Raw genomic sequence first — 11,249 nt, forward strand, 5'->3', positions numbered from 1 at the left:
GGTAGCAGCATGAAGGTCGTTCTGTTCTGCGGCGGTTACGGGATGCGGATGCGGAGCGGTGCCGCAGACGACGTGCCCAAGCCGATGGCGATGGTCGGGCCGCGGCCGCTGATCTGGCACGTCATGCGCTACTACGCGCACTTCGGGCACACGGAGTTCATCCTGTGCCTCGGCTACGGGGCGCACCACATCAAGAACTTCTTCCTCAACTACGAGGAGACGACGTCCAACGACTTCGTGCTGCGGGGCGGGCGGACCGAGCTGCTGTCCACCGACATAGCCGACTGGACGATCACATTCGTGCAGACCGGCACCGAGTCGCCGATCGGGGAGCGGCTGCGCCGGGTGCGGCACCACCTGGACGGCGACGAGATGTTCCTCGCCAACTACGCCGACGTGCTCACCGACGCCCCGCTGCCGGAGATGATCGACCGGTTCGCCCGGCGCGACGCCGGTGCGTCGATGATGGTGGTGCCGCCGCAGTCCTCGTTCCACTGCGTGGACCTGGGCGAGGACGGCCTGGTGGGCGGCATCACCCCGGTGAGCGAACTGCCGCTGTGGGAGAACGGCGGCTACTTCGTACTCCGCCAGGAGGTCTTCGACCACATCCCGGAGAACGGGGACCTGGTCGCCGACGGATGCGCCCAACTGGCCAAGCGCGGCCGGCTGGTGGCGCACCGGCACCGCGGTTTCTGGAAGCCGACCGACACCGTGAAGGAGCGCGCGGCGCTCGACGCCGCCTACGCCCGGGGCGACCGCCCGTGGGCCGTGTGGGAACGGGACATCGCCGGAGCGCGGGCGTGATCCGGCTCGGCGCCGGGCGCCTGGACCGGATCGTCGCGGTGGGCGCGCACTGCGACGACATAGCCATCGGCGCCGGCGGCACACTGCTGACGCTGTGCCTCGCGCGGCCGGGCATCCGTGTCGACGCGCTGGTGCTCTCCGGCGGCGGCACCGACCGGGAGCAGGAGGAGCGAGCCGCGCTCGCCGCCTTCTGCCCGGGCGCCGACCTGCGGCTGACCGTGCACAAGCTGCCGGACGGCCGGCTGCCCGCGCACTGGGAGGAGGCCAAGTCCGCGGTCGAGGAGCTGCGCGTGCGGACCGAGCCGGAGCTCGTACTGGCCCCGCGCACCGATGACGCGCACCAGGACCACCGCGGCCTGGCCCAGTTGATACCCACCGCGTTCCGCGACCACCTGGTCCTCGGCTACGAGATCGCCAAGTGGGACGGCGATCTCGACCGCCCGGTGGCGTACCAGCCGCTGTCGACGGAGATCGCCGAACAGAAGGTACGGCTGCTGCAGGAGCACTACCCCTCGCAGCGGCACCGGCCCTGGTACGACCGGGAGGCCTTCCTCGGTCTTGCCCGGATCCGCGGCATCGAATGCCACGCGCGCTACGCCGAGGCGTTCGCCGTCACCAAACTCACTCTCAACCTGGGGGAATGAACCTTGCGCGTACTGCTGACCGGACACCAGGGCTACCTGGGCACCGTGATGGCCCCGGTACTCAACGCCGCCGGGCACGAGGTCGTCGGCCTTGACGCCGGCCTGTTCGCCGCCTGTGTGCTGGGCCCGACTCCCGCGGACCCGGCGGGGCATCGGGTGGACCTGCGCGATGTCACGGCGGAACACGTGGCCGGGGTGGACGCCGTGATCCATCTGGCCGCGCTGTCCAACGACCCGCTGGGAGCGCTGGCGCCGGATCTCACCTACGACATCAACCACCATGCGTCCGTGCGGCTGGCCCGGCTGGCCCGCGACGCCGGAGTGCGGCGCTTCCTGTACGCGTCGACCTGCTCGGTCTACGGCGCCGCCGGCGGTGACGACCTGGTGGCCGAGGACGCCCCGCTGCGCCCGGTGACGCCGTACGCGGAGTCCAAGGTACGGGTGGAGGACGATCTGCACGCGCTGTCCGACGGCGACTTCAGCCCGGTGTTCATGCGCAACGCCACCGCCTTCGGCTACTCACCCCGGCTGCGCGCCGACATCGTGCTGAACAACCTGGTGGGCCACGCCCTCCTGTCCGGCGAGGTGCTGGTGCTCTCCGACGGCACCCCCTGGCGCCCGCTGGTGCACGCCGCCGATATCGCCCGGGCCTTCGCGGCCGCGCTGATCGCACCGCGGGAAGCGGTGCACGACCGGGCGTTCAACATCGGCAGCGAGATCAACAACGTTACGGTCGCCGAGATCGCCGGGCAGGTCGCCGAGGCGGTGTCCGGTTCCAAGGTGGTGATCACCGGGGAGACCGGTGCCGATCCGCGGTCGTACCGGGTGGACTTCTCCCGGTTCCGCGCCGCGGTGCCCGGCTTCGAATGCGAGTGGACGGTGAAGCAGGGCGCGCTCGAACTCGCCGACGCCTACCGGAAACACGGGCTGACCCGGGAGGACTTCGAACAACGCTTCACCCGGCTGGCCGTGCTGCGCGCGGCGTCCGACGCGGGCGCCGTCGACGACACCCTGCGGTGGCGCCGATGACCACGGCCGGCGAACAGATGCACGCGCTGGTGGAGCGGTTGTACCCGCTGTGCCGAAGCATCACCGGCGATGGTGTGCGCGCCACCCTGGAGATCGTCGGCGAGTACGTCCCACTGCGGGTGCACGAGGTGTCGACCGGGACTCAGGTGCTCGACTGGACGGTGCCACAGGAGTGGAACATCCGGGACGCGTACATCGCCGACACCGCCGGCAACCGGGTCGTCGACTTCGCCGCGTCCAGCCTGCACGTGCTCGGCTACAGCGTGCCGGTGTCGGCGACCATGCCGCTGGCCGAGCTGCGCGCGCATCTGCACACCCTGCCGGACCACCCGAGCTGGGTGCCGTACCGCACCAGCTACTACCAGCCGGAGTGGGGGTTCTGCCTGGCCCAGGACACCTTGGACGCGCTGCCGGACGGCGACTACGAGGTGCGCATCGACTCCACTCTCGCCGACGGCCACCTCACCTACGCCGAGCACATGGTCCCCGGGCAGATCGCCGACGAGGTGATCGTCTCCTGCCACGTCTGCCACCCGTCGCTGGCCAACGACAACCTGGCCGGCATCGCGGTGGCGACGTTCCTGGCCCGGGCGCTGGCCGAGCAAACCCCGTACTACACCTACCGGTTCATCTTCGCGCCCGGCACCATCGGGGCGATCACCTGGCTGGCCCGCAACGCGGAGCGGGTGGCCCGGATCAAGCACGGGCTGGTGCTGGCCTGCGCCGGCGACCGGGGCCAACTGACGTACAAGCAGAGCAGGCGCGGCGACGCGGAGATCGACCGGGTGATGCGGCACGTGCTGGCCGCATCCGAACGCCCGCACCAGGTCAACGAGTTCACTCCGTACGGCTATGACGAGCGGCAGTTCTGCTCGCCCGGATTCGATCTCGGCGTGGGCTCGCTCAGCCGGACCCCGTACGCCGACTACCCCGAGTACCACACCTCGGCGGACAACCTGGACTTCGTCTCCCCGGAGGCGATGGCGGACACGCTCGCCGTCTGCCGCGAGGCATTCGCCGTCCTCGACCGCAACCGGCGGTACGTCAACCTCAGCCCCTACGGCGAGCCGCAGCTGGGCCGGCGTGGGTTGTACGACTCGCTCGGCGGCCGCAGCGACGCGAAGCAGGCCCAGATGGCCATGCTCTGGGTGCTCAGCCTCTCCGACGGCGAGCACGGTCTGCTGGACGTGGCCGAGCGGTCCGGGCTGCCGTTCGACACCGTCGCCGCCGCGGCCGGCGCCCTGCACGGCGCCGGGCTGATCAAGGCATGACGCCGATGACCACCGAGCGGGAGAAGGCGACGGCATCGGCGGCCCCGACCGCCAAGCGGGCCATGGTCGGCCGGCTGTCCTGGGGACTGGCCGACCAGGCGGCCTCCAGCCTGAGCAACTTCGCGGTGGGGGTCTACGTGGCACGCTCGCTGGGGCCTGCCGCGTTCGGCGTGTTCAGCCTGGCCTGGGTGACCTACGGCGTGGTGCTCAACGTCTCCCGCGGGCTGGCCACCGACCCGCTCGTGGTGCGCTTCAGCGGCGTGCCGGACACGTCCTGGCGCGGGGCGGTGGCCCGGTCGTCGGGTACCGCGCTCGGCGTCGGGACCGCCCTCGGCGCGGCGTGTCTGGTGGTCGGGCTCGCCCTCGGCGGCAGCGTGGGGACCGCGTTCGCCGTCCTCGGCGTCATGCTGCCGGCGCTGCTGCTGCAGGACGCCTGGCGGTTCGCGTTCTTCGCCGCCGGCACCGGGCGGAAGGCGTTCGTCAACGACCTCGTGTGGGGCGTCGCGCTCGTCCCGGCCATGGTGGTGGCCGCCCGCGTGGGCAGCGTGGCCGCTTTTGTGCTCGCCTGGGGCGCGTCCGCCGCGGTGGCCGCGGCGTACGGCTGCCTCCAGTCCGGCATCCGGCCCCGGATGGCCGGGGCGCGCGGGTGGCTCCGCGCGCAGCGCGATCTCGGCTACCGGTACCTGGTCGAGAACGTCAGCCTCAGCGGCGCGAGCCAGCTGCGGGCGTACGGGCTCGGCGCGATCGTCGGGCTCGGCGCGGTGGGTGCGGTGCGCGGCGCCGAGCTCCTGATGGGCCCGTTCCTCGCCGTACTGATGGGGCTGTCCCTGGTCACCGTCCCGGAGGCGGCGCGGGTGCTGCGGCAGGCCCCGCACCGCCTCGGCACGTTCTGTCTCCTGCTGGGCGGCGGGCAGGCCGCCGCAGCGCTGCTCTGGGGCGCGCCGCTGCTACTGGTGCCGGACCGGCTCGGCGAGCTCGTACTCGGCGGCGTCTGGCACTCCGCCGCGGAGCTCATCGTGCCGATCACCTTCGGCGTCGCGGGCGCGGGCCTGGGCACCGGCGCGGCGGCCGGGCTGCGCGCGCTCGGCGCGGCCCGGCGCAGCCTGCGCTGCCAGCTGTTCGCCTCCGCCTGTTACGTCGGCGGCGGGCTCGGCGGCGCGGCCGTCGCCGGCACGGTCGGCTCGGCCTGGGGCGTCGCCGCCGCCACCGTCAGCAGCTCGGCCGTGTGGTGGCTGCAGCTGCGGTCCGCCCTGCGCGAGCACCACCACAACCCCGTCCCCGGAGAGAGGACCTCATGACCGACCGACCCAGGCTGAGCATCGGCCTGCCCGTGTACAACGGCGAGGAGTACCTCGCCGAGTCGCTCGACGCCCTGCTCGGCCAGACGTACGAGGACTTCGAGCTGGTCATCTCCGACAACGCCTCGACCGACGCGACCCAGGACATCTGCCGCCGGTACGCGGCGCAGGACTCACGCATCCGCTACCTCCGGCTGCCCCGGAACATCGGCGCCACGCCGAACCACAACCGTGTGTTCGCCGAATGCCGCGGCGAGCTGTTCAAGTGGGCCTCGCACGACGACCTGTACGCCCGGGACCTGCTACGGCGCTGCGTGGAGGCCCTGGACGAGCGGCCGGACGTGATCCTCGCGCACACCGGCCAGGCGGTCATCGACGGCGCCGGTCAGGTGAAGGTCCCGTACGAGTACGGGCTCGCCACCGACTCCCCGCACCCGCCGGAGCGCTTCCGCAGTCTGCTGTTCGAGCCGGGTGGCGACGACTTCTACGGAGTGCTGCGGGCCGACGCGCTGCGCCGGGTGAAGCCGCTCGACAGCTACCACCACGCGGACCGCACGTTCGTCGCCGAGATCACCCTGCACGGCCCCTTCCACCAGGTGCCGGAGCTGCTGTACTTCCGCCGCGACCACCCCACCCGCGCCGAGCGGGCGAACCCTTCCAAGCGCTCCCGATGCGTCAACCTGGACCCGCGCCGGGCGGGCCCGCTGCACCCGACGCCCCGGCTGCTCGCCGAGTACGTCTGGGGCTTCGTCGCGGCGATCCGGCGGGCGCCGTTGTCCCCGGCCGACCGGCGCGCGTGCTACCGCCATCTGGCCGCCTGGATGAGCAGCCGGACCCGGCCGGGCGCCGGCGAACGGGTCGAGGACCGCGCCCCGGTCGACCCGGGCCGGCTCACTGTCTCCGTCGACGCCCTGGTCGCCGGCCGCGAGGGGAGGCGAGCATGACGCCCGCGAAGGAAACCCCGGTGCGTGTCGGAGTGTTCGGCCTGCTCGGCTCCGGCAACCTCGGCAACGACGGGTCGCTGGAGGCCGTGCTCGGGTATCTCCGCGCCGAGCACCCGGAGGCGGTCGTGTCCGCGCTGTGCGGCGGGCCCGAGGCCGTGACGGCCCGGTTCGGGATCCCCGCCACGCGGCTGCACTGGAACCGCGCGGAGTACCGGACCGCGTCGCGTGCGGGCGCGATCGTGGCGAAGGGTCTGGGCAAACTCGTCGACGTCTTCCGCACCGCCGCCTGGGTGCGCCGGCACGACGTGGTGATCGTGCCAGGCATGGGCGTCCTGGAGGCCACGCTGCCGCTGCGGCCGTGGGGCTTCCCGTACTCGCTGTTCCTGCTCTGCGCGAGTGGCCGGGTGCTGCGCACCCGGGTCGCGCTGGTCAGCGTCGGCGCCGCCGAGATCCGCAACCGGCCGACCCGGGCCCTGGTGCGCTGGTCGGCGCGGCTGGCCACGTACCGGTCGTACCGGGACGCCCAGTCCCGCGACGCGATGCGGGCGATGGGCGTGGACACCGCGCGCGACGAGGTCTACCCGGACCTCGCGTTCTCCCTGCCGACACCACCGGCGAGCACGCCCACAGGCTCGCCGGGTCCCGTCTGCCTCGGCGTCATGGACTTCCACGGGGGCAACGACGACCGCGCCCGGGCCGAGGAGATATACCGGCGCTACCTCGACGGGACGATCCGGTTCGTCCGCACGCTGGTCGAGGAGGGCAGGCCGGTCCGGCTGCTCACCGGCGACCAGTGCGATGCGTCGGTGGTCGCCGCGATCCTCGACGCGGTGGACTCGCCGCTGGTCACCGCTGCCGAACCGGCCTCACTGGCCGACCTGATGAAGGAGATGGCGGCCGCCGACACCGTGGTGGCGGTCCGCTACCACAACCTGATCTGCGCGCTGAAGACCGGTACGCCGGTGCTCGCCCTCAGCTATGCGGCGAAGAGCGACGCGCTCATGGCGCGGATGGGCCTCGCCGCGTACTGCCACCCGGCGCGCGAGGTCGACGCCGACCGGCTGCTCGAACAGTTCCGGGACCTGGAGAAGCATGCGGCGGAGCTACGGCAGACCCTCACCGAGCGGAACCGGGCCGCCGCGCAGCAACTCGCCCACCAGTTCACGGCCTTGACCACGACCCTGTTCCCGGCGGCCGACCACACCCACGCCCACGCTCGGCAGGAGTCTCCATGAAAGCGACCGAAGTCCTGGCGATCGCCGGCGCGTACCTGTTCGAGCCGACGCCGTACGCCGACGAGCGCGGCTTCTTCTGCCGCACCTTCGACGCCGACGTGGTCCGCTCGGTGGGTCTCGACCCGGACGCCTTCGTTCAGGACAGCCTGTCCCGCTCGGTCGGGGGCGTACTGCGCGGCCTGCACCTGCGCTCCGGCGCCGGCGAGGCCAAGCTGGTGCGGTGCTCGTACGGGAGGATCTTCGACGTCGTCGTGGACCTGCGGACGGACTCGCCGACATACCGCAACCGGGCCTTCTTCGAGCTGTCCGACGAGACGCAGGTGGCCCTGTACATCCCGGCGGGGTGCGCGCACGGCTTCCAGGCGCTGACCGAAACCGCCGACGTCTCGTACCGGATCGACCGCCCGCACGATCCGGCCGAGGACGTGACGATCGCCTTCGACGACCCGGAGCTCGCCATTCCCTGGCCGCTGCCGGTCACATCGATGTCCCAGCGGGACCGGGAGGCGCCGAGCCTCGCCGAGGCCCTGAAGTAGAAAGAGAGTTGAGGTTGGCGTGGCCACCGAGAACACCAAAAACACCGAGGAGTTCCTCCTGCCCCGGTCGCGGCTGGCGAACGAGCGGCTGCACGCCATGATCCCCGGGGGCGCGCACACCTACGCCAAGGGCGACGACCAGTACCCAGAAAATCTGGCCCCGGTCATCAGCCACGGCCGCGGTGCCCACGTATGGGACATCGACGGCAACCGCTACCTCGAGTACGGCTCCGGCCTGCGGTCGGTCAGCCTCGGCCACGCCCACCCACGCGTGATCGAGGCGGTGCGGCGGGAACTCGACCGCGGCAGCAACTTCGTCCGGCCGTCCATCGTGGAGGTCGAGGCCGCGGAACGCTTCCTGGCCACGGTGCCGACCGCCGAGATGGTGAAGTTCGCGAAGAACGGCTCCGACGCCACCACCGCCGCGGTGCGCCTCGCCCGCGCCGCCACCGGGCGCCCGCGGGTGGCCATCTGCGCCGACCATCCGTTCTTCTCCGTCGACGACTGGTTCATCGGCACCACACCGATGTCCGCCGGTGTTCCGGCGGCGACCAACGAGCTGACCGTGGCGTTCCCTTACGGGGACCTGGCCGCCACGGAGGAGCTGCTCAGCCGGTACCAGGGCGAGGTCGCCTGCCTGATCCTCGAACCCGCCACCCACACCGAGCCGCCTCCCGGCTACCTCGCCGGCCTGCGCGAGCTGGCCGACCGGCACGGCTGCGTACTGATCTTCGATGAGATGATCACCGGCTTCCGCTGGTCCGAGGCGGGTGCCCAGGGCCTGTACGGCGTCGTCCCCGACCTCTCCACGTTCGGCAAGGCGCTGGGCAACGGATTCGCCGTCTCCGCGCTGGCCGGGCGCCGCGATCTGATGGAGCTGGGCGGGCTGCGTCACTCCGGCGACCGGGTGTTCCTGCTGTCCACCACGCACGGCGCGGAAACGCACTCCCTGGCCGCCGCGATGGCCGTGCTCACCACCTACGCCGAAGAGGGCGTCACCGCGCGGCTGCACACCCTCGGCGAGCGGCTGGCCGCCGGTGTCCGCGAGGCCGCGGCCGGCATGGGCGTCGGCGACCACATCGTCGTCCGCGGCCGGGCCAGCAACCTGGTCTTCGCCACCCTCGACGAGAACGGGCAGCCGTCGCAGCGGTACCGCACCCTGTTCCTGCGCCGGCTCCTCGCGGGCGGGGTGCTGGCCCCGTCGTTCGTGGTGAGCAGCGCGCTCGACGACGCCGACATCGATCACACCGTCGACGTGGTGGCCCAGGCATGTGCGGTGTACCGGAAGGCACTGGACGCCGCTGACCCCACCCCCTGGCTGGGCGGACGGCCGGTGAAGCCCGTATTCCGCCGCTTGGCGTGATACCTGATATGACGTGACGTCAGCGACGCTCCCGCCGACCGGCGTCGGCCACCCGACCGGCCGTCCGACCGGCCGTCCGACCTGCCATCCGATCGAGGCGCCGGTCAGCCGTCCGGTCGACCAGCCACGCGGCCGCCGGTATCACCGCCAGCGCGGTGCACCAGCCGCCGAGGACGTCGGTCGGGTAGTGCGCGCCCAGGGCGACCTGCGCCCAGCCCATGGCGGCGCCGGCAACCAGCGCCGCGGCGAGCACGAGTAATGTGCCGGCCGTCCTGCCGAGGCCGAGCCGGCCGGTCGCGAGCAGCGCCACCACGAGGGCGAGCGCGGTGAGGAAGGCGGTGTGCCCGCTCGGGTAGGACAGGTTCCCGTCGTGAATGGTGCGACCCACCAGGGACTTGAGCACCGTGGCCGTCCCCACGGTCATGCCGACACCGGCAACGACGAGCACCGCCGCGCGAGGACACCGAAGCAGCAGGCAGCCCGTCACGGTGGCCACGACCAGCGCCGCCGCTCCCCCGGGCTCCCCCAAGAAGTCCGTGGCCAGAGCGACGTGATGCCACGGCGGCCCGACACCGTACAGCGCCGTCCCGATCCGCGCGTCCACCGCGCCGGGCTTGCTGTCGCCGGCATACAGGACCCCGAGCACGACGACCACCAGCCCGGCGAGAGTTGCGATCAGCCCGAGCCACCCGCGCAGCGATGGCGCCAGCACCGCGGGCGCCGACCGGCCGGTCACACGCCCACCGCGTCCGGTCGCACACCGTCGCAGACCATCCGGCAGATGCGATGCACCCCTCCCCCTCCCGTCGGGGCCGGCGCCATGTCACCCGCCGCCACCGCGCTGCCGCACCCCGAGAACCACCCTTACCAACAATGCGGCGCGGCAAACGGCCGTCGGAAATCCATGTGTCAACACTTATGTCAGACCGAGAAGCAGAAGAGCTTGCCGGACCAGCTGGCGAACACGTGGTCGCCGGTGGGGACCGCCGACCAGGAGCCGGAGCCACCGCTGACGGGATGGTGCCAGACCTGTCGGCCGGTGCCGGCGTCGAAGCCGTAGAGTCCTTTCTCTCCCGCGAGGAGGAAGAGGTCGCGTACGGCGCCCAGGAACTGCAGCTCGCCGAGGCCGGAGCCTGCCGTCCAGCGCTTCGCCCCGGTCCGGGCGTCGACCGCGTGCAGGACCTGGTCGAGGTAGCAGACTGTGTCACCGGACCGGTCGTAGCCCCGCGTCCCCCGGGCAGCGGTCCGCACGCTCCACAGAGTCTTGCCCGTCTTCGGGTCGAAGGCGGCGAGCAGCCCGCCGGTCGCGCCGGCGGCTCCGGTGGCCGGGTAGCAGAACAGGGTCCCCTGGCGCAGCTCCAGGGATCCTTGCCAGCCGAGGATCGTACTGTTCGTCGGTGGGAGACTTGTGGGTTTGCTCCAGAGTGTGTCGCCGTCGGCCGGCTTGAGGGCGAGCAGCCGCATATCGCCGTCGATGGCGTAGAGCACCTCGCCCTCGGACGGCGTACAGAGGGCGACGAGGTCCTTGGACCACAGGCGGTCGCCCGTGTCCGACGCGATGGCGGTGTATCCGTTGAGGATCGCGGTCGTGGACGTGTTCGACTCGCGGCCCCAGACGATCAGTTGGTCCGCCCGGGTGGTGCCGACGACCGTGGGTCCGCCCATGTCCGGGGTCTGCCACCGCACCGCACCGGAAGACGCGTCGATGCCCTGGAGGCGCCCGTCGCTTCTGGTCACGAGCAGCGAGCTGTTCGCGAACTCGATCTCCGGCGCGCCGGCCCCGGCCGGGGACGCGGTCCACAGCTCCTTCCCGGAGCGGCTGTCGAACGCGTGGACCTTGCCGTCGGTGCGTACGGTGTAGACGCGCTTGTTGTCGGCGATGGCGTCGGTGTTCTGGCCGCTGAGGTCCTGCCACAAGTGCTTGCCGGTGGCCCGGTCGACGCAGACCCCCGAGGTCTCCCCGGCGCACAGCAGGGTGGACGGTGTCACCGCGAGGAGGGACATACCGGGCTGCGGGAGGTCCGTGGTCCAGGAGAGTTCGGGGGTGGCGGTCGCGTCCCCGTCGCCGTCGCGCGACCGGAGGATCAGCGCGGTGCCCGTGGCGGCCGCGGCGACGGCGAGCACC

11 protein-coding genes are annotated in these 11,249 nt (G+C 72.1%); 9 read left to right on the forward strand and 2 right to left on the reverse strand.

What is annotated here, in order from left to right:
• The first annotated feature begins 9 nt into the window (after positions 1-9).
• The 9 genes from ACWDSL_RS26280 to ACWDSL_RS26320 are packed head-to-tail and all read left to right on the forward strand — an operon-like array spanning position 10 to position 9,124.
• On the forward strand, positions 10-804 hold the full coding sequence (locus ACWDSL_RS26280; RefSeq protein ID WP_450489361.1) for a glucose-1-phosphate cytidylyltransferase: 795 nt from the start codon (positions 10-12) through the stop codon (positions 802-804).
• A complete protein-coding gene (locus ACWDSL_RS26285) occupies positions 801-1,448 on the forward strand; it encodes a PIG-L deacetylase family protein (RefSeq protein ID WP_450489363.1) in 648 nt (215 codons plus the stop codon). Before ACWDSL_RS26280 ends, ACWDSL_RS26285 begins: the two co-directional genes overlap by 4 nt.
• 3 nt (positions 1,449-1,451) lie before the next feature.
• Positions 1,452-2,477 (forward strand): NAD-dependent epimerase/dehydratase family protein, encoded by a 1,026-nt coding sequence (locus tag ACWDSL_RS26290; RefSeq protein ID WP_450489365.1) that lies wholly within the window; start codon positions 1,452-1,454, stop codon positions 2,475-2,477.
• On the forward strand, positions 2,465-3,748 hold the full coding sequence (locus tag ACWDSL_RS26295; protein WP_450489367.1) for a DUF4910 domain-containing protein: 1,284 nt from the start codon (positions 2,465-2,467) through the stop codon (positions 3,746-3,748). The genes ACWDSL_RS26290 and ACWDSL_RS26295 overlap by 13 nt, the downstream gene beginning before the upstream one ends.
• Before the next feature lie 5 nt (positions 3,749-3,753).
• On the forward strand, positions 3,754-5,046 hold the full coding sequence (locus tag ACWDSL_RS26300; RefSeq protein WP_450489381.1) for a hypothetical protein: 1,293 nt from the start codon (positions 3,754-3,756) through the stop codon (positions 5,044-5,046).
• The gene (locus ACWDSL_RS26305) at positions 5,043-5,990 is read left to right on the forward strand and encodes a glycosyltransferase family 2 protein (protein WP_450489369.1); all 948 of its coding nucleotides are present in this window, start codon (positions 5,043-5,045) and stop codon (positions 5,988-5,990) included. The genes ACWDSL_RS26300 and ACWDSL_RS26305 overlap by 4 nt, the downstream gene beginning before the upstream one ends.
• A complete protein-coding gene (locus ACWDSL_RS26310; RefSeq protein WP_450489371.1) occupies positions 5,987-7,225 on the forward strand; it encodes a polysaccharide pyruvyl transferase family protein in 1,239 nt (412 codons plus the stop codon). The genes ACWDSL_RS26305 and ACWDSL_RS26310 overlap by 4 nt, the downstream gene beginning before the upstream one ends.
• Positions 7,222-7,761, forward strand: a complete 540-nt coding sequence (gene rfbC / locus ACWDSL_RS26315; RefSeq protein WP_450489373.1) for a dTDP-4-dehydrorhamnose 3,5-epimerase — start codon at positions 7,222-7,224, stop codon at positions 7,759-7,761. Before ACWDSL_RS26310 ends, rfbC begins: the two co-directional genes overlap by 4 nt.
• Positions 7,762-7,780: 19 nt before the next feature.
• A complete protein-coding gene (locus tag ACWDSL_RS26320; RefSeq protein WP_450489375.1) occupies positions 7,781-9,124 on the forward strand; it encodes a glutamate-1-semialdehyde 2,1-aminomutase in 1,344 nt (447 codons plus the stop codon).
• Positions 9,125-9,143: 19 nt separating this feature from the next.
• Here the strand turns inward: ACWDSL_RS26320 and ACWDSL_RS26325 are convergent, their stop codons facing one another.
• Both ACWDSL_RS26325 and ACWDSL_RS26330 read right to left on the reverse strand, forming a co-directional pair.
• Positions 9,144-9,860 (reverse strand): phosphatase PAP2 family protein, encoded by a 717-nt coding sequence (locus ACWDSL_RS26325; protein ID WP_450489377.1) that lies wholly within the window; start codon positions 9,858-9,860, stop codon positions 9,144-9,146.
• A gap of 185 nt (positions 9,861-10,045) precedes the next feature.
• Positions 10,046-11,249: outer membrane protein assembly factor BamB family protein (locus ACWDSL_RS26330; RefSeq protein WP_450489379.1), on the reverse strand; the 1,204-nt coding region annotated here is incomplete at its 5' end.

It is taken from the genome of Streptomyces sp. NPDC000941, assembly GCF_053599555.1.